Origin of the sequence: Vibrio sp. V38_P2S17PM301 (assembly GCF_009904845.1) — a bacterium.
Classification (GTDB): Bacteria; Pseudomonadota; Gammaproteobacteria; order Enterobacterales; family Vibrionaceae; genus Vibrio; species Vibrio proteolyticus.
This window is the reverse complement of the sequence record NZ_WXWO01000088.1, coordinates 22,166-39,894: the sequence shown is the minus strand read 5'-3', so window position 1 is coordinate 39,894 and position 17,729 is coordinate 22,166. Positions and strand designations below refer to the sequence as shown.

Genomic DNA, 17,729 nt, shown 5'->3' with positions numbered 1-17,729 from the left:
ACATGATATTTACAATTCCATCGCGTGTGCGCTAAGCTCTTTTCGTCCCCCATTGGGACCCCCTTTCAATTCTTAATTAACTCTTGCAGTTGCCAGACCACAAGACGTTTTTATCAAATTGAAAGGGGTTATATAACTAACTTATAGCTGTAAGCTTTACGGAACCCCCAGCCTAGCTGGGGGTTTTCTCTATACAAAAAAAGCTACTGACTGGCAGTAGCTCTTTGGGATGTTTATGGCATTTCGTCGAATTCGGCGCCTTCTTTTTCCACCTGAGGTGGCATCAAATGCTCTTTGGTGATGCCCAGTCGCAAAGCCAAAGCCGACGCGACATAGATGGAAGAATACGTACCGACCGTGATGCCCAGCAACAAGGCAGTGGCAAAGCCGTGGATCAACGCCCCGCCCTGAGTAAACAGCGCAATCACCACAAACAAGGTAGTCCCCGAGGTGATCAACGTTCGGCTCAGTGTCTGAGTAATCGAACTGTTCATGATCTCGGCGGGCTCGCCCTTGCGCATCTTGCGGAAGTTCTCGCGGATACGGTCAAAGACCACGATGGTATCGTTGAGTGAGTACCCCACCACAGTCAGCAATGCAGCCACGATCGTCAGATCCACTTCGATTTCCATCAGCGAGAAGACGCCCAAGGTAATGATCACATCGTGCGCCAAGGCCAGTACCGCACCGGCAGCCAAACGCCATTCGAAACGCATTGAGACGTAGATCAGGATACAGATCAGAGAGACCAGGATCGCCAGGCCACCGGCTTCGGTCAGTTCATCACCGACGTTCGGACCGACGAACTCAATCCGACGCATTTCCACGCTTTTGCCCGTGCCGTCTTTGATTGCAGACAGAATCTGGTTACCCAGCGTTTCACCGGCAACATCTTCACGCGGACGCAAACGCACCATGACTTCACGTGCCGAACCGAAGTTCTGTACGGTAGCGTCACCAAACCCTTGCGCTTCCAGCGAGGTACGGATCTCTTCCAGATTGGCCGGCTGTTCAAAACCGACTTCAATCAGCGTACCACCCGTAAAGTCCAGGCCCCAGTTGAGCCACTTGGTGGATAAAGTGAAAATAGACGCGCCAATCATCAACAAAGAGAAGATGAAGGCGAATTTCGACCAACGCATAAAGTCGATCGCTTTTCCTGCTTTCAGAATTTGAAACATAACTCTTCTCAGCCTCAGATCGACAGTTTCTTCACACGCTTACCGCCGTAAATCAGGTTCACGACACAACGTGTACCAATGATGGCAGTAAACATAGAGGTCAGGATACCGATGGACAGTGTCACAGCGAAACCTTTGATCGCGCCGGTACCCACTGCAAACAGGATGATGGCGGTAATCAGTGTGGTGATGTTCGCATCGGCAATGGTACTGAACGCATTAGCATAGCCCTGATGGATCGCTTGTTGCGGATTACGTCCATCCCGCAGTTCTTCCCGAATACGCTCGAAGATCAGCACGTTCGCATCCACCGCCATACCGACGGTCAGAACGATACCGGCAATCCCCGGCAGGGTCATCGTCGCGCCCGGAATCATCGACATCACACCGATAATCAGTACCAGGTTAGCCATCAGCGCGAGGTTCGCAATCAGGCCGAATCCACGGTAGTACAACAGGGTAAACAACATCACAGCGACCATACCCCAGATACACGCCTGAATACCCATATCGATGTTCTGCTGACCCATAGACGGACCAATGGTACGCTCTTCCACGATTGAGATTGGCGCAATCAGTGCCCCGGCACGCAGTAACAGCGCCAGGTTGTGCGCTTCTGCCGCAGAGTCGATACCGGTAATGCGGAAGTTACGCCCCAGTGCTGACTGAATGGTCGCCTGGTTAATCACTTCTTCGTGCTTAGACAGAATCACTTTGCCTTCTGGCGTTTTGCGACCACTGTCTTTGTATTCTGCGAAGACCGTCGCCATCAGCTTGCCGATGTTCTTCTTCGAGAATGCCGCCATTTTGTTACCACCTTCGCTGTCGAGCGAGATGTTCACCTGAGGGCGACCGTATTCATCCGTACTTGAACTGGCATCCGTGATACTGGCTCCGCTCAGAATCACCCGCTTTTTCAGTACCGCAGGGCGACCGTCACGGTCGTATTTGATTTCACTGCCGGCAGGCACACGACCGGCCGCCGCTGCGGCCAGATCGGCTTTGTCATCGACTTCACGGAATTCCAGTGTCGCAGTGGCGCCCAGGATCTCTTTGGCGCGAGCGGTGTCCTGAACACCAGGCAGCTCCACCACAATACGGCTGGCGCCCTGACGCTGAACCAGAGGTTCTGCCACACCCAGTTCATTCACACGGTTACGCAAAATGGTGATGTTCTGCTCAACCGCATAGTTGCGGATCTCTTGCAGACGCGGCTCCGTAAACGTCGCAATCAGCGCAAAGCGGCTGTTTGAGCCGTTTTCGCTGAACGTCATGTCCGGGTGTTTGGAGGTCAGTAAGCGTTTCGCCTGATCCAGTTGCTCTTCATTGCGGAGGACGACTTCCACTGCCTGTTTGCCGGAAGGACGAATCGCACGATAACGGATCTTTTCGTCACGCAGCTCACTACGGAACGCTTCTTCTTGCTGGCTGACCAGCTTTTCCATCGCCGCGTCCATGTCCACTTCCATCAGGAAATGTACACCACCACGCAGGTCAAGACCGAGCTTCATTGGCGCTGCGCCAATTGCTTCCAGCCAATGTGGGGTTGACGGAGCCAGGTTGAGCGCAACAATTTTATCTTCCCCCAACGCTTCACTGATCACGTCACGAGCACTGATTTGGGTGTCAGTATCGTTGAATCGAATCAGGATGGAACCGTTTTCAAGCGCGGCGGATTTGTAGGAAAGGGTGTCTTTTTTCAGAGTGTCGGTAACAGCATCCAGCGTCGACATATCAACAGAGGCGCCACGCGCCCCTGTTACTTGAATAGCTGGATCTTCACCGTATATGTTCGGAAGTGCATACAGCGCTGCGACACAGATGGCCATCAGCACCATCAGGTACTTCCATAACGGGTAACGATTTAGCACAGCGAGGATCCTCAGGCTGTTTTATAGAGATTTAAGCGTACCTTTTGGCAGTACAGCAGTAACGAAATCTTTCTTGATCACAACTTCATTGTTGGCATTCAGCTCAATTGAGATGTAATCCGTTTCTTCCGAAATCTTAGTGATCTTACCCACCAAGCCACCGCTGGTCAGCACTTCATCACCTTTTGCCATTGCAGCCATCAGGTTCTTGTGCTCTTTAACACGCTTCGCTTGCGGACGATAAATCATGAAGTAGAAGATAACGGCAAACATGCCCAGCATGATGAGCATTTCAAAACCGCCGCCCTGTGAAGCGCCTTCTGCTGCTGCGTAAGCTTTATTGATAAACATCGAGTAATGTCCTCTGTTATTTTTTATTGATAATCCAACAAGTTGAGCTTTAGCACCCGAGTTTCAACTGTCAAAGAGTGTATTAGAGATCACCCTCTCAAAAATCGAGCGCTATTGCTTATATTTTGTCACTCGCTGAGTTATTTGCTCAGCGGCGGAACCTCGCGGTTTCGGCGAGCGTAAAACTCTTCCACAAACTGGTCAAAGCGATCTTCATCAATCGCTTTACGAATACTTTCCATCAAACGCTGGTAGTAACGCAGGTTATGAATGGTGTTCAGACGCGCACCCAGAATTTCGTTGCAACGATCCAAATGGTGCAGGTATGACTTCGAGTAATTCTGGCAAGTGTAACAGTCACATTGCGGATCAAGTGGAGAAGTATCCGTTTTGTGTTTCGCATTACGGATCTTGATCACACCCCCCGTCACAAACAGGTGTCCGTTACGTGCATTACGCGTTGGCATCACACAGTCGAACATGTCGATACCGCGACGCACACCTTCTACTAAATCTTCCGGTTTGCCAACTCCCATTAAGTAACGAGGTTTGTCTTCCGGTAGCTGCGGACAAGTGTGTTCCAGAATTCGGTGCATGTCTTCTTTCGGTTCACCGACCGCCAGCCCTCCGACCGCGTAACCATCAAAGCCGATCTCGGTCAGCCCTTTGACTGACACGTCACGCAGATCTTCATACACACCACCCTGTACGATACCAAACAGATTGTTCGGGTTGTCCAGTTTGTCAAAGTGGTCGCGAGAACGTTGCGCCCAGCGCAGTGACATTTCCATCGACGTCTTCGCTTCTGCGTGTGTCGCTGGGTATGGGGTACATTCGTCAAAGATCATCACGATGTCTGAGCCCAGGTCTTTCTGGATTTCCATCGACTTTTCTGCGTCCATGAAAATCTTGTCACCGTTCACCGGGTTACGAAAGTGCACCCCTTCTTCGGTGATTTTGCGGATGTCACCCAGGCTGAATACCTGGAAACCGCCTGAATCGGTCAGGATCGGACCATGCCAGTTCATAAAGTCATGCAGGTCGCCGTGCATTTTCATCACTTCCTGACCCGGACGCAGCCACAAGTGGAATGTGTTGCCCAGCAAGATTTCAGCGCCGGTGCCTTTGACTTCTTCCGGCGTCATCCCTTTTACCGTGCCATAGGTGCCCACTGGCATGAATGCCGGGGTTTGCACCGTACCGCGTTCAAAGGTCAACTGACCACGACGGGCGTTACCATTTTTCTTTTTTAGATCAAACGTTAATTTCACGAAGCCTCCAATGTCAGAGAAACAGTCTGACGGTTATTTCAGAGCCCTGTCGGGCTCAATGAGGAGCGGTCGCGTATTCCCTGCGAGAGAGCAGAATTGGCCCTGCTCTCCTAGCTTACTGCTAGCACTCGTAAATTCTTTCTATCCGGATACCTTACCGGACAGGCTGGTTGATTTTCGCCTAAGCGGTTTTCTTTTTGATGAACATGGAATCACCATAAGAGAAGAAGCGGTACTGATTGGCGACCGCGTGTTGATACGCCTTCATGGTGTTCTCGTAGCCGGCAAACGCACTGACCAGCATGATCAAAGTTGACTCTGGCAAGTGGAAATTGGTGATAAGGCAGTCCACCAGTTGGTATTCGTATCCCGGGAAAATAAAGATTTCGGTGTCACCAAAAAACGGCACCAACGGTGTGCCTTTTTTCAGTGCATCCTGCGCAGCGCTCTCCAGTGAACGCACAGAGGTGGTGCCAACGGCAATAATCCGGCCACCGCGCGCTTTGGTCGCCTGAATTGCATCCACCACGTCTTGCGGCACTTCTACGTATTCAGCATGCATGTGGTGTTCATGGACATTGTCCACTTTGACCGGCTGGAATGTACCCGCGCCAACATGCAGAGTTACATAAGCAAACTCCACCCCTTTGGCTTTCATTTTCTCCAGCAACACTTCGTCGAAGTGCAGACCGGCGGTCGGGGCCGCCACCGCGCCCGGTTTCTGGTTATATACGGTCTGGTAACGCTCTTTGTCCGCTTCTTCGTCAGGACGGTCGATGTACGGAGGCAATGGCATGTGGCCAATCTGCTCCAGAATCTCCAACACGGTTTTCTCTGAGTTAAATTCGAGCTCAAACAGTGCGTCATGACGTGCAACCATCTGTGCGCGGTACTCATCTTGTTCACCAACAAAAATCGTCGTTCCTGGTTTTGGCGATTTCGAACAACGTACATGTGCCAGAATGCGCTTATCATCCAGCATGCGCTCAACCAGCACTTCCAGTTTGCCACCCGATTCCTTGCGGCCAAACATACGTGCCGGGATCACACGAGTGTTGTTAAACACCACCAGATCTCCGGGCTGTACCTGGTGCAGTACATCAGTAAACGTACCATCGGTCAGCTCGCCGCTGTTGCCATCTAATTGCAGCAGACGGCTGGCAGTACGCTCAGGTTGAGGGTAACGGGCGATGAGTTCATCAGGCAGGTCAAAATGGAAATCGGATACTTGCATGTTAATAAGGTCTTATCAGGTGATTAAACGGTCTTTTGACGAGTTTTTTCGCAGCCGACTAGTATAGGCGTACCCGAGGCAATAGCAAGGAGAGAGTTTGTTTCGAAACTTAAATCTCAGCTCGATTTGACCCGGCACAATTTGCCTTACAATTTTTAGGGATAGCAAAACAAAAACCGAAGCAGCTCTCATTCCACCGGCCCAAAAACAACTATATTAAATGCATATTCACGAGAAGCAGGAGGCCACTATGATCAAGGTCGAAGATATGATGACTCGCAACCCGCATACGTTGCTGCGCTCTCATTCCCTTGCTGATGCCAAGCACATGATGGAAGCGCTGGATATTCGCCATATTCCGGTGGTGGACACTGAACGCCGCTTACTGGGCATTATTACTCAACGCGATATTCTGGCCGCACAAGATTCCAGCCTGCAGCAGATATCGGATGAAAATTCGTACACCATGAATACCCCGCTGGTCGATGTGATGCACACCAGCATCATGACCGTCAGCCCGAAAGCGGGGCTCAAACAGAGTGCAATCTACATGCAAAAACACAAAGTCGGCTGTCTGCCTGTGGTCGATAAAGACGAGCTGGTCGGCATTATCACCGACAGTGACTTTGTGGCCATCGCCATCAACCTGCTGGAGCTGCAAGAAGATAGTGAACCGGAAGAGATACAAGCGTTCGACTGAGATCCCCCAAACAGCCCCGCTTCTCTCCGTTGTCGCCGATTCTCTTGCCCCCAGAACCGGATAAAAAAAGAGCGGCCGAAGCCGCTCAAACACCACGTTAAGGTTGTTAGTGATTAGAATTGATCTTCTTCGGTAGAGCCAGTCAGGGCTGTAACGGATGAATTTCCGCCCTGAATGGTGTTGGTCATCTTGTCAAAGTAACCCGTGCCCACTTCTTGCTGGTGCGCGACGAAGGTATAGCCTTTCTCTGCCGCCTGGAACTCTGGACGCTGAACTTTTTCAACGTAATGACGCATGCCTTCACCCTGCGCATACGCATGTGCCAGTTCAAACATGTTGAACCACATGTTATGAATGCCTGCGAGCGTGATGAACTGGTATTTGTAACCCATGTCTGAAAGCGCTTGCTGGAATTTGGCAATCGTTTCAGCATCCAGGTTTTTCTCCCAGTTGAACGAAGGCGAGCAGTTGTAAGCCAACAGCTGATCCGGGTACTCAGCATGAATGGCTTCGGCGAACTTACGCGCCTCTTCCAAACACGGAGTGGCGGTTTCACACCAGATCAAATCGGCGTAAGGCGCATAAGCCAGGCCACGTGATATCGCCTGATCGATACCAGCGCGCACTCGGTAGAAACCTTCCTGTGTCCGCTCTCCTTGAATGAAATCCTTATCGTAAGGATCACAATCCGACGTCAACAGGTCGGCTGCATTGGCATCGGTGCGTGCAATAACCAGTGTGGTCGTGCCTGCAACGTCGGCCGCCAGACGCGCTGCTACCAGCTTTTGTACCGCTTCCTGAGTCGGAACCAACACTTTACCGCCCATGTGGCCACACTTCTTCACTGACGCCAACTGGTCTTCAAAGTGCACACCTGCCGCCCCGGCTTCGATCATCGACTTCATCAGTTCGTACGCGTTCAGTACGCCACCAAAGCCAGCTTCCGCATCGGCGACAATAGGCAGGAAGTAATCAATACCACCTTCCTCATCCGGAGACTTGCCACCAGCCCACTGAATCTGGTCGGCGCGACGGAAGGAGTTGTTGATGCGTTTTACGACCGAAGGGACGGAATCCACCGGGTAGAGTGACTGGTCCGGATACATCGTGGAGGCGGTATTGTTGTCCGCCGCCACCTGCCAGCCCGACAGATAGATGGCTTCAATCCCCGCTTTCGCCTGCTGGACAGCCTGCCCGCCGGTCAGTGCGCCAAGACAGTTCACATAACCTTTTTTGGCACTGCCGTTGACCAGAGACCACAGCTTGTCAGCACCACGCTGGGCAATGGTATTGGCGGGCACCATAGAGCCACGCAGTTCGACCACTTCTTCCGCACTGTACGGACGTTTTACGTTATTCCAGCGTGGATTGGTTGCCCAGTCTTTTTCCAGAGCTTCAATTTGTTGGCGGCGAGTTAATGTCATGTTCAGTCCCTCTTATATTGATGCGCAAGCGCATGGTCATCCTTTTCGCGAGCAGTACATCCCTCTCTGCCCTTGAAAACAGTTCACGTTATTGATTGTTATCGTTATCGGTTGAGTTACTCAGTGTTCAGTCCAGGTAGTCGTATCCGGGAATCGTCAGGAAGTTACTCAGCTCATCACTGGTGGTCAGTCGGCTCATCAGTTGCGCCGCTTCGGCAAAACGTCCATTGTCAAAACGTTCTGCGCCAAGTTCTTGTTTTACTATCTCAATTTCTTCAGTCAGGTATTGCTCAAACAGGGCTTTGGTTACTACTTGCCCGTTGTCCAGTTCCTTACCATGTTTGATCCATTGCCAAATCGACGCTCTTGAAATTTCTGCGGTGGCCGCATCTTCCATCATCCCGTAAATAGGCACACATCCGTTGCCGGAGATCCAGGCTTCAATGTATTGCAATGCCACGCGAATGTTATGGCGCATGCCTGCTTCACTGCGTGGCCCTTCACACGGAGCGAGTAACTGCTGCGCGCTCACAGGCTCATCTGTATCACGGCTAACCTCCAACTGATTGCTGCGCCCGCCTAAGGCTTGATCGAAGACCGCCATCGCAGTGTCCGCCAAGCCCGGGTGTGCAACCCAAGTACCGTCGTGGCCATTGTCCGCTTCAAGCTGCTTATCGTGACGGATCTTATCCAGAACCTGCTGATTGACCTGAGGATCTTTCGCTGGAATAAAAGCGGCCATACCGCCCATCGCAAACGCACCACGGCGATGACAAGTGCGCACCAGCAAACGGGAATAGGCATTGAGAAACGGTTTATCCATGGTGACCACCTGACGGTCCGGCAGTACCCGATCCGGATGGTTCTTTAACGTTTTGATGTAGCTGAAAATGTAATCCCAACGACCACAGTTCAATCCGACGATGTGCTCTTTGAGCGAAAACAGGATTTCATCCATCTCAAACACCGCAGGCAATGTCTCAATCAGCACGGTGGCTTTGATGGTGCCGGTATCCAGGCCAAAATAGTCTTCGGTAAAATGAAACACCTCACTCCACCATTTCGCTTCGTGATGAGACTGAAGCTTAGGCAGGTAGAAGTACGGACCGCTGCCTTTTGCCAACAGCGCTCGGTAATTGTTGAAGAAGTACAGTGCGAAATCGAACAGCGCGCCGGGAATGATCTGTCCGGCAAACGTGACGTGTTTCTCTTTGAGGTGCAGACCCCGAACCCGGCAGATCAAGACCGCGGGATCATCGCTCAGTTGATACTGCTTGCCATTATCCGGATTGGTGTAGCTGATGGTACCGTCCACGGCATCTCGCAAGTTGATCTGACCATCCAGCATCTTGTCCCAGGCAGGTGCCATGGAGTCTTCAAAATCTGCCATGAAAACTTTGACGTTGGCATTGAGCGCATTGATCACCATTTTTCTCTCGGTCGGACCGGTGATCTCCACCCTGCGATCCTGCAGATCCGCAGGGATACCAAGGATTTTCCAGCTTCCCTCGCGAATATCTTGAGTGTCGCTGAGGAAGTCGGGCAACTCCCCTTGGTCGATGTGCAACTGACGCTGTTCACGCGCCTCAAGCAGCTCATCAACCCGGGAAGCAAACTTGCTACACAATTGAGATAAAAAAGTTTGGGCTTCGACAGGGAAAATAGCCTGATGTTGTGACGAAAGTGTCGCCACAACATCAAGCATGCCTAAGGTATCTTGGGCTTCGGCGTGACTCGGCATTTTCTCTGGTGTGTTTGCAAGCATAATCGTATTCCTTCACTAGACCTGACTACATTTGTAAATTTAGAACCACAAATTACATCACTTCATGGGTCGGTAAATTGCATCATCTTTTGTTTTTAACAGTGACACTTTCACTTACTGCCTCTCGCTTTTCAAGCTAGACATAAGTCTTACCGAGCCTTTATTTAACTTATACCAACATACGTTAGAGTAAAAGTACCAAAGTAAACAAAACGTTAAATTCAAAGTTTTATTCCGTTTCAAACAAATGCTTGAATCCAGCACTAAAAATGTAACTAGTTACGTAATTTAATTACACTCAAATGCGAGGCAATTTAGAGTTTTAAACGCACGTATGAATATCGATGTGCATGACAACAGCCGGAGTGCGTATGGCGGGAGAAGTGGTATAGAGAGGCCAGTCAAACAAGAGCGACTCACGGAAATGTAAAATTAACATTGTCAAATTTCACAATTTTATGAAAGCTTCACTAAAGAACGTCTGTGAAATTTTACAAGTTAAAATTAACGCACAGGATAAAATGCTAGAAAGCACACGAAAACCAGTGTGCTTTCCGAGGTAAATGGTAAAAAATGGGGGTAAGACTTAGGGCTAAAGTAGACCGGAGACCACCTCAGCCAATTTATTGAAGGTATTTACCCGAGACGAACTCGGCCGCCAGACAAGGCCAATTTCACGATATGCCTGCTGACCCGGAGGTTCAACCACCACCAGATTCTGATTATCCAGCAAGCCATGTTCAATCGCCATCTGCGGAATAAACGTCGTTCCAAGGCCATTCGCGACCATCTGGACCAGGGTGTGTAAACTGGTCGCAGTAAATGGGTTGATCTTCTCTTTGTCAGTCAGTTTACAGGCCGACACCGCATGCTCGGTCAAACAGTGTTCTTTTTCGAGCAAAAATACCGACTCATCCGGCAAATCATCATACTTGATCGGCACCCGGATACCGTCGGCCTGATGACGGCTGATCACCATTTTGAACGGATCGATGCCCACCACCCGGCTCTCCATGCCATCAATTTCAACCGGCAATGCCAGAATCAAAACGTCCAACTCACCGTGACGCAGCGCGGTCAACAGGTTTGTGGTGGTGTCTTCGCGCAATAGCAGGTTCAATTGCGGAAAACGGCCATTCACTTCCTGCACCAAATCACCGAGCAAAAAGGGTGCAATGGTCGGAATACAACCAACTTTCAGCTGACCTTGCATGGTGTCGCCCTGGCATTGATTACCCAATTCGACCAGATCCTGGCCTTTCGCCAACAAGTCTCGCCCGTGCTGAACCACCAGTTCCCCTGCTTGAGTAAACACCAACGGACTCTTTTTGTCTTTTTTCTCGTACAGCGGGCAACCGATCAAAGTTTCCAGATTCTGGATCCCTTTGCTCAGCGTCGACTGACTGACAAAACAACGCTGCGCTGCATCGCTGAAATGACGCGTTTCATACAACGTCACTAAATAATGTAACTGCTTTAAACTTGGCCATTTATTCATTGCTTCACTGCTATCTGCGTCAATCTACAGAGCACCACGCAGCCCTCTATCTATTTACTTGGTTAAATCGCTTTTTTCGATTAACTCAATCTATTTATTTCGCTTTTTTCAATACTACAATCTGTACTATAGTTTGTCTCGTACAAACACGGACCAAAGCCGGGCATCTTGCCCGGCTTTGGCACTAAACCATTCATCTTAGGAGCAAAAAAATGGTACTAGTAGGTCGTCAAGCCCCTGATTTTACTGCTGCAGCAGTGCTAGGTAACGGTGAAATCGTTGATAACTTCAACTTTGCAGAATTCACTAAAGGTAAGAAAGCTGTCGTATTTTTCTACCCACTAGATTTCACTTTCGTTTGCCCATCTGAACTGATCGCATTCGACAACCGTTTCGCTGACTTCCAAGCGAAAGGCGTAGAAGTAATCGGCGTATCTATCGATTCTCAGTTCTCTCACAACGCATGGCGTAACACTGCTGTTGAGAACGGCGGTATCGGTCAAGTTAAATACCCACTGGTTGCTGACGTTAAACACGAAGTCGTTAAAGCGTACGATGTAGAGCACCCAGAAGCCGGCGTTGCTTTCCGTGGTTCTTTCCTAATCGACGAAGAAGGCGTAGTACGTCACCAGGTTGTTAACGATCTGCCACTGGGCCGTAACATCGACGAAATGCTGCGTATGGTTGACGCACTGAACTTCCACCAGAAGCACGGTGAAGTTTGCCCAGCACAATGGGAAGAAGGCAAAGCAGGTATGGACGCATCTCCGAAAGGCGTAGCAAGCTTCCTGTCTGAGCACGCTGGTGACCTGGCTAAAAAGTAATTCACTTTTAACACCCCGCTCAACGGGTGAATGGTTGGACCGAGATAAAGCATAAGCGCACAGCGCATCGCCAATCAGTTAAAAGTAAAGTCTGATAAAGCCCGAAGTGAACGCTTCGGGCTTTTTAATGGCTGCTCGTGACGGTTTACGCTGGTCCGCAGACGAGCAATGCATTTTTCCCAAAAGACACCAATATCTCTAATCAGACAAAACATATCGGTTCCAAGACTTTCTCTCCTGCGGCTCTTTAAAGTCGAAAACGCTGTCATTAAGATGAAAGCAGCTCAATTCCGGTCTGCCGCCCTGGCGTCGGACTCACTCTTTACATGGAGATTCAACATGGCTCATTTTTCTCTGGCCTTTGGTACGGCTACCAAAAACCGTGACGGTAAAATCATCGAAGCATTTTTCCCTCATCCGGTACTCAACCCTAGCGACGAATTGGTTGCAGATCTGGCAACCGTCAGTGGTTACACCCAAGGCAATCAAACTCTGGAAATCAGAGCCGAGCAAAGCGCCGAGCTGGCGCAAGCGTTTGAAGCTCACGGTGACCAGGCGAATGCTGCTTTCGCAGCCAAAGCCGCAGCATCTGCACAACCATTGGTGCTGGTGATCCTGGCAGAAGACCAACAACCTCAGTCTGTTGCCGAAGGCTTCCTGAAACTGCAACTGATCTCGAACCGCCTGGTGCAACCACACGGCACCGTGCTGGACGGCATTTTTGGCCTGCTGCACAACATCGCCTGGACCAGCGAAGGTCCGATCGATCTGCCTGAACTTGCTGAGCGTCAAATTGAAGCTCGCCTGGCTGGCCGGACTTTGAGTGTCGACTGCGTGGATAAATTCCCGAAAATGGTCGACTATGTGGTACCAAACGGCGTACGCATTGCAGACACCTCACGTGTCCGTCTTGGCGCACACGTGGGTGAAGGCACCACAGTGATGCATGAAGGCTTTATCAACTTCAATGCCGGTACAACAGGCGTCAGCATGGTCGAAGGTCGTATTTCAGCTGGTGTGGTAGTCGGTGACGGTTCCGACATCGGCGGTGGCGCATCGATCATGGGTACACTGTCTGGCGGTGGCAAAGTGGTGGTCTCCATTGGCGAAAACTCACTGCTGGGTGCCAACGCAGGACTGGGCTTCCCACTGGGTGATCGCTGTACCGTTGAATCCGGTCTGTATGTCACTGCCGGTTCAAAAGTACGCATGCTGGACTCTGACGGCAACGAAGTCGAAGTGGTCAAAGCGCGTGATCTGGCTGGCGTCTCGGATCTGCTGTTCCGTCGTAACTCAGTCACCGGACAAATCGAGTGTCTGGCGAACAAGACCGCGGTAGAGCTGAACAGCGAGTTGCACAGCAACAACTAACGCACACATTGTGAACTGAAATGAGCCGGGCCAAACGCCCGGCTTTTTTATCGCTGGGTTGCGACTTCCATTTCCATTCGTCTGACCATCTGCCGGACACTCGCCAGCGCAATCACTTTGTGCCAAGGAATGATAGCCTGCAGATACCAATATCCCAGCCGAGAGTGAGTGGTCACCATGGTGGAGAGTGTAAACTCCCGCGGCGTACGACGATAGACGGACAGCGATACGTGCATATGCCGCTCCTCACTGGTGCAGACGATTTCATTCTCCGTCAAGATGTCAATCTGATGTAAACCACTTCCCTGTCCGGCTCTGAGTTCCGCCAATGACACCGTCAGGCCAACAGGTTGAACCCGAAATCCCAACGGTTTTACCAGCGCGTTACGCAACTGCATCATACGTTCCACAAAACCGGGCAAGCGAGCAAACACTTCCGCATACACCTGATCAGGTTGCCATGCAGGCTCCGCATCGGGCAGAACAAAGCTTACGGCATCACAAAAGTCACACAGCGCCCGCCTGGTTATCAGGGCGCTGTGTTCTGGCAGCGTGTCGAACCTGACCATAATTGCTCCTTAAGCATGGCAAATAAAGGCTGACGTACTTCCTGCCCGCCCAAAATGGCTAAGAGCAAAAGTCCCCCAGGGATCAGGAGTACCAGTAACATTGGTCTGAGTACGTATGAAAAGCAAAAAATTGCTGGCAGGAAAATCAGCCACTGCCCGAACGTTTTAATAAAATCCATGATTCACCTCCAAAAAAAATGAGCGCGCTCATTTTTTTATAATTGAGCACGCTCAGTTTGTCAATAACTCAGCCCAAGGGTATGATCAGCCAAGTTTTCGTATCAGAGATCCCAAATGAGTAAACGCGCACAGACCCGAGAACGTATCTTGCAGGCTGCCTGGCAGCTGTTTGCCGAATCCGGCTATGAAGAAACCACCACCCGACAGATCGCCCGGCACGCTGGAGTGGCCGATGGCACTGTGTTCAGCCATTTCCCTAATAAACTGACCCTGCTGCGCGAAGGCATGCTGTCTCAACTGACCCAGTTAAGCCAGCTGGCGTTGACGCAACACTCGGGCAACGGCGAGTTCGATACCGGCATGCACCTGGCTCGCACGTACTACCAGTATTACTTTGCCAACGTTGCGCTCAGTCGCGCTCTGCTGAAAGAGGTCATCTGGGATTTGGAGTATTATCAGAACTTTAACCAACAGCTGTTCGACCATGTCAGCCAGCCTCCGGCATTGAAAGCAAAGCTGCCGCTATTGATGGACTGCTACTTCATGACGCTGATCCGCCACCTGAGTAAACCCGACCCTGATGTGTCGCAAGCATTGCATGAGCTGGAAAGCAAATATCGCCAGATCCTGGCTTCATCTCCCCATTAACGTAACCCCAATGTTCCTATGCGAACATTTTAACTCTCAGTTTGGTCTGACCAGTAAATAAACAAACTGGTCATCGGTCACCCTATCGCACCGCCAGTGTGCCACTAAAATCACAGATTCATCACTAAGCACTTAGCCTTCGGTTAATAAAATGTAATATCAACAACCAGTTATGACAAAAAGCGTATATTAACCCGTTGTTGTTATTCCCTGCCTTAGCAGTTTCACGTCAATTTTGATTCGTTTTTGCGCAAATGATGATGCATTTAACAAAAATTCCACTTTTAGTTAATAATTTTATGCTCGAACGCTCATTTTGAATGTTTGTTTATTTTCGCAATCGTTTAATTGTGCAGAATTACACCATGCCAGATAACAATGACACAGGCATAAGTGAAACTAACAAGGACTCTTACCATGACGACACAAAAACAACCGACACTCTTAGGTGAGTGTCTGGCCGAATTTATCGGCACAGGATTGCTGATTTTCTTCGGCGTAGGCTGCGTAGCCGCTCTGGTACTGACCGGAGCCCAGTTCGGCCAGTGGGAAATCAGTATTGTTTGGGGCTTTGGTGTCTCCATCGCCATTTACTGCACCGCTGGCGTATCCGGCGCCCACATTAATCCGGCGGTCACCATCGCTCTGGCGGCATTCCATGGCTTCGATAAAGCCAAAGTCATTCCGTACATCATTGCTCAAATGCTGGGCGCGTTCTGCTCTGCGGCGCTGGTGTACAGCCTCTACAGCAACCTGTTTACCGACTACGAGATTGCGCACAACTTTGTCCGCAGTAGCGAGCAGGCCCTGGCCACCGCTGGCATTTTCTCAACCTATGCGAACTCCGCTCTGAGCATCTCCGGTGCCTTTGCCGTTGAGTTTGTGATCACGGCCGTGCTGATGTTTGCCATCCTGGCGTTGGGCGATGAAAACAATGGCGCCGCACGCGGAGCGATGAACCCTCTGCTGATCGGTATTCTGATCGCGGTGATTGGTGGTTCACTGGGTCCATTGACCGGTTTTGCGATGAACCCGGCCCGTGATTTTGGCCCGAAACTGTTTGCTTACCTGGCAGGTTGGGATTACGCCCTGTCCGGCGCGCGTGATATCCCTTACTTTATTGTTCCACTTTTGGCGCCGATATTTGGTGCTTGTTTCGGTGCCTGGTTGTACCCGAAAGCGATTGGCGCTTACCTGCCACAACAGGGGCATGGCTGCACCATTCCAAATCAATGTGAAGACGTAGAAACCAATGAAGAGGCTCGCGTCTAACGCATATCGCCTAAAATTACAGATAGAAAAGAATACAAGGATTCCAACATGAACGAGCAAAAGTACATCGTCGCCTTAGACCAGGGCACCACCAGTTCACGTGCCGTTATTCTGGACCACGACGCCAATATCGTCAGCGTCGCTCAGCGCGAGTTCGATCAAATCTATCCTGAAGCGGGCTGGGTTGAACATAACCCACTGGAGATCTGGGCCTCTCAGAGCTCCACCATGGTGGAAGCACTGGCAAAATCGGGGATCCGCAGCGACGAGATTGCCGCCATCGGTATCACCAACCAGCGCGAAACCACCATCGTGTGGAACAAAGAAACCGGGAAACCAGTGTACAACGCGATTGTCTGGCAGTGCCGCCGCACCGCCGACATCTGTGAAGAACTGAAAAAACGTGGTCTGGAAGAGTATATCCGTGACAATACCGGTCTGGTTCTTGACCCGTATTTCTCAGGCACCAAAGTTAAGTGGATCCTCGACAATGTCGAAGGTGCGCGTGAAGATGCCGAAGCGGGTAAACTGCTGTTCGGTACGGTCGATACCTGGCTGGTGTGGAAAATGACTCAGGGCCGTGTGCATGTGACCGACTACACCAATGCCTCGCGCACCATGCTGTTCAACATCAATGACCTGCAATGGGATCAGAAGTTGCTGGATGAGATGGGTATCCCTGCTTCTATGATGCCGGAAGTCAAACGTTCTTCGGAAGTGTACGGCCAGACCAACATCGGTGGTAAGGGCGGGACTCGTATCCCAATCGCCGGTATTGCCGGAGACCAGCAAGCCGCGCTGTACGGTCAAATGTGTGTCCAGGCCGGTCAGGCGAAAAACACCTACGGCACCGGCTGCTTCCTGCTGATGAACACAGGTCAGGAAAAAGTAACCTCAAGAAACGGCTTGCTGACAACTCTGGCGTGCGGCCCGCAAGGTGAGCCAGCCTACGCACTGGAAGGCGCAGTCTTTATGGGCGGTGCTTCTATTCAGTGGCTGCGTGATGAACTGAAACTGATCTCAGACGCGCACGACTCTGAATACTTCGCGACCAAAGTGGACACCTCAAACGGCGTCTATGTGGTTCCAGCCTTTACTGGTCTGGGCGCGCCATATTGGGATGCCTACGCTCGCGGCACCATCGTTGGTCTGACCCGCGGCGTGAATTCAAACCACATCATCCGTGCCACACTCGAAGGGATTGCATACCAAACCCGTGATGTGCTGGATGCGATGCAGGCCGATTCCGGTATCCGCCTTTCTGCGCTGCGTGTGGACGGTGGCGCGGTGGCGAATAACTTCCTGATGCAGTTCCAGTCAGATGTACTGGATACACCAGTGCACCGCCCGCAAGTGACGGAAGTAACGGCGCTGGGCGCGGCGTATCTGGCGGGCCTGGCCGTTGGGTTCTGGAACAGTATTGAAGAAGTGAAAGACAAAGCCGTGCTGGATCGCACCTTCTTGCCTCACCACGACGAAGAGAAACGCGACCGTCGTTACAAAGGCTGGAAGCGCGCAGTCAAATGTGCCCAAACCTGGGCTGAGCTGCGTGCCAGCGAAGACTAACCCC

15 protein-coding genes are annotated in these 17,729 nt (G+C 51.0%); 6 read left to right on the top strand and 9 right to left on the bottom strand.

Features of this window, described 5'->3' with window-relative positions; all coding sequences use genetic code 11:
• Nucleotides 1-233 precede the first annotated feature (233 nt).
• The 5 genes from secF to queA form a co-directional block, all read right to left on the bottom strand.
• Nucleotides 234-1,181: a protein translocase subunit SecF gene (gene secF, locus CAG64_RS18865; protein ID WP_161454331.1), complete on the bottom strand. Its 948-nt coding sequence runs from the start codon at nt 1,179-1,181 to the stop codon at nt 234-236.
• Between the two features lie 14 nt (nt 1,182-1,195).
• Nucleotides 1,196-3,052 (bottom strand): protein translocase subunit SecD, encoded by a 1,857-nt coding sequence (gene secD, locus CAG64_RS18860; protein WP_161454332.1) that lies wholly within the window; start codon nt 3,050-3,052, stop codon nt 1,196-1,198.
• 21 nt (nt 3,053-3,073) lie between these two features.
• Entirely contained in the window at nt 3,074-3,403 is a 330-nt protein-coding gene (yajC, locus tag CAG64_RS18855; protein WP_021705908.1) for a preprotein translocase subunit YajC, read from the bottom strand.
• A 140-nt stretch (nt 3,404-3,543) separates the two neighbouring features.
• Nucleotides 3,544-4,674 (bottom strand): tRNA guanosine(34) transglycosylase Tgt, encoded by a 1,131-nt coding sequence (gene tgt / locus CAG64_RS18850; protein ID WP_021705909.1) that lies wholly within the window; start codon nt 4,672-4,674, stop codon nt 3,544-3,546.
• 181 nt (nt 4,675-4,855) lie between these two features.
• Complete coding sequence (gene queA, locus CAG64_RS18845; RefSeq protein ID WP_161488654.1) at nt 4,856-5,908, bottom strand: tRNA preQ1(34) S-adenosylmethionine ribosyltransferase-isomerase QueA; 1,053 nt, start codon at nt 5,906-5,908, stop codon at nt 4,856-4,858.
• 250 nt (nt 5,909-6,158) lie between these two features.
• Between queA and CAG64_RS18840 the strand changes: the two genes are divergently transcribed.
• Nucleotides 6,159-6,608: a CBS domain-containing protein gene (locus CAG64_RS18840; protein ID WP_161488653.1), complete on the top strand. Its 450-nt coding sequence runs from the start codon at nt 6,159-6,161 to the stop codon at nt 6,606-6,608.
• Between the two features lie 113 nt (nt 6,609-6,721).
• On the opposite strand, the gene aceA is transcribed toward CAG64_RS18840, so the two are convergent.
• From aceA to CAG64_RS18825, 3 genes are all read right to left on the bottom strand, one after another.
• Nucleotides 6,722-8,032, bottom strand: a complete 1,311-nt coding sequence (aceA, locus tag CAG64_RS18835) for an isocitrate lyase (RefSeq protein ID WP_021705912.1) — start codon at nt 8,030-8,032, stop codon at nt 6,722-6,724.
• 127 nt (nt 8,033-8,159) lie between these two features.
• Entirely contained in the window at nt 8,160-9,797 is a 1,638-nt protein-coding gene (aceB, locus tag CAG64_RS18830; protein WP_021705913.1) for a malate synthase A, read from the bottom strand.
• Between the two features lie 592 nt (nt 9,798-10,389).
• The gene (locus CAG64_RS18825) at nt 10,390-11,295 is read right to left on the bottom strand and encodes a hydrogen peroxide-inducible genes activator (RefSeq protein WP_021705914.1); all 906 of its coding nucleotides are present in this window, start codon (nt 11,293-11,295) and stop codon (nt 10,390-10,392) included.
• Nucleotides 11,296-11,507: 212 nt separating this feature from the next.
• Between CAG64_RS18825 and CAG64_RS18820 the strand changes: the two genes are divergently transcribed.
• Complete coding sequence (locus tag CAG64_RS18820) at nt 11,508-12,119, top strand: peroxiredoxin C (protein ID WP_021705915.1); 612 nt, start codon at nt 11,508-11,510, stop codon at nt 12,117-12,119.
• Nucleotides 12,120-12,458: 339 nt separating this feature from the next.
• A complete protein-coding gene (gene dapD, locus CAG64_RS18815) occupies nt 12,459-13,490 on the top strand; it encodes a 2,3,4,5-tetrahydropyridine-2,6-dicarboxylate N-succinyltransferase (RefSeq protein ID WP_161488652.1) in 1,032 nt (343 codons plus the stop codon).
• A gap of 47 nt (nt 13,491-13,537) precedes the next feature.
• Here the strand turns inward: dapD and CAG64_RS18810 are convergent, their stop codons facing one another.
• A complete protein-coding gene (locus CAG64_RS18810; protein ID WP_161488651.1) occupies nt 13,538-14,059 on the bottom strand; it encodes a DUF2867 domain-containing protein in 522 nt (173 codons plus the stop codon).
• Nucleotides 14,060-14,353: 294 nt separating this feature from the next.
• Here CAG64_RS18810 and CAG64_RS18805 point away from each other — a divergent pair, with 294 nt between their 5' ends.
• The 3 genes from CAG64_RS18805 (at nt 14,354) to glpK (ending at nt 17,725) form a co-directional block, all read left to right on the top strand.
• Nucleotides 14,354-14,887, top strand: a complete 534-nt coding sequence (locus CAG64_RS18805; RefSeq protein ID WP_021705919.1) for a TetR/AcrR family transcriptional regulator — start codon at nt 14,354-14,356, stop codon at nt 14,885-14,887.
• A gap of 417 nt (nt 14,888-15,304) precedes the next feature.
• Nucleotides 15,305-16,159, top strand: a complete 855-nt coding sequence (locus CAG64_RS18800) for an MIP/aquaporin family protein (protein ID WP_161451885.1) — start codon at nt 15,305-15,307, stop codon at nt 16,157-16,159.
• A 48-nt stretch (nt 16,160-16,207) separates the two neighbouring features.
• Nucleotides 16,208-17,725, top strand: coding sequence for a glycerol kinase GlpK (glpK, locus tag CAG64_RS18795; protein ID WP_021705921.1), 1,518 nt, complete (start codon nt 16,208-16,210; stop codon nt 17,723-17,725).
• The last annotated feature ends 4 nt before the right edge of the window (nt 17,726-17,729 follow it).

Excerpts from the sequence above, each read along its gene's own strand:
- secF (WP_161454331.1), bottom strand. The coding sequence starts at position 1,181 with ATGTTTCAAATTCTGAAAGCAGGAAAAGCGATCGACTTTATGCGTTGG.
- yajC (WP_021705908.1), bottom strand. The coding sequence starts at position 3,403 with ATGTTTATCAATAAAGCTTACGCAGCAGCAGAAGGCGCTTCACAGGGC.
- queA (WP_161488654.1), bottom strand. The coding sequence starts at position 5,908 with ATGCAAGTATCCGATTTCCATTTTGACCTGCCTGATGAACTCATCGCC.
- CAG64_RS18840 (WP_161488653.1), top strand. The coding sequence starts at position 6,159 with ATGATCAAGGTCGAAGATATGATGACTCGCAACCCGCATACGTTGCTG.
- aceA (WP_021705912.1), bottom strand. The coding sequence starts at position 8,032 with ATGACATTAACTCGCCGCCAACAAATTGAAGCTCTGGAAAAAGACTGG.
- aceB (WP_021705913.1), bottom strand. The coding sequence starts at position 9,797 with ATGCTTGCAAACACACCAGAGAAAATGCCGAGTCACGCCGAAGCCCAA.
- CAG64_RS18825 (WP_021705914.1), bottom strand. The coding sequence starts at position 11,295 with ATGAATAAATGGCCAAGTTTAAAGCAGTTACATTATTTAGTGACGTTG.
- CAG64_RS18820 (WP_021705915.1), top strand. The coding sequence starts at position 11,508 with ATGGTACTAGTAGGTCGTCAAGCCCCTGATTTTACTGCTGCAGCAGTG.
- dapD (WP_161488652.1), top strand. The coding sequence starts at position 12,459 with ATGGCTCATTTTTCTCTGGCCTTTGGTACGGCTACCAAAAACCGTGAC.
- CAG64_RS18810 (WP_161488651.1), bottom strand. The coding sequence starts at position 14,059 with ATGGTCAGGTTCGACACGCTGCCAGAACACAGCGCCCTGATAACCAGG.
- CAG64_RS18805 (WP_021705919.1), top strand. The coding sequence starts at position 14,354 with ATGAGTAAACGCGCACAGACCCGAGAACGTATCTTGCAGGCTGCCTGG.
- CAG64_RS18800 (WP_161451885.1), top strand. The coding sequence starts at position 15,305 with ATGACGACACAAAAACAACCGACACTCTTAGGTGAGTGTCTGGCCGAA.
- glpK (WP_021705921.1), top strand. The coding sequence starts at position 16,208 with ATGAACGAGCAAAAGTACATCGTCGCCTTAGACCAGGGCACCACCAGT.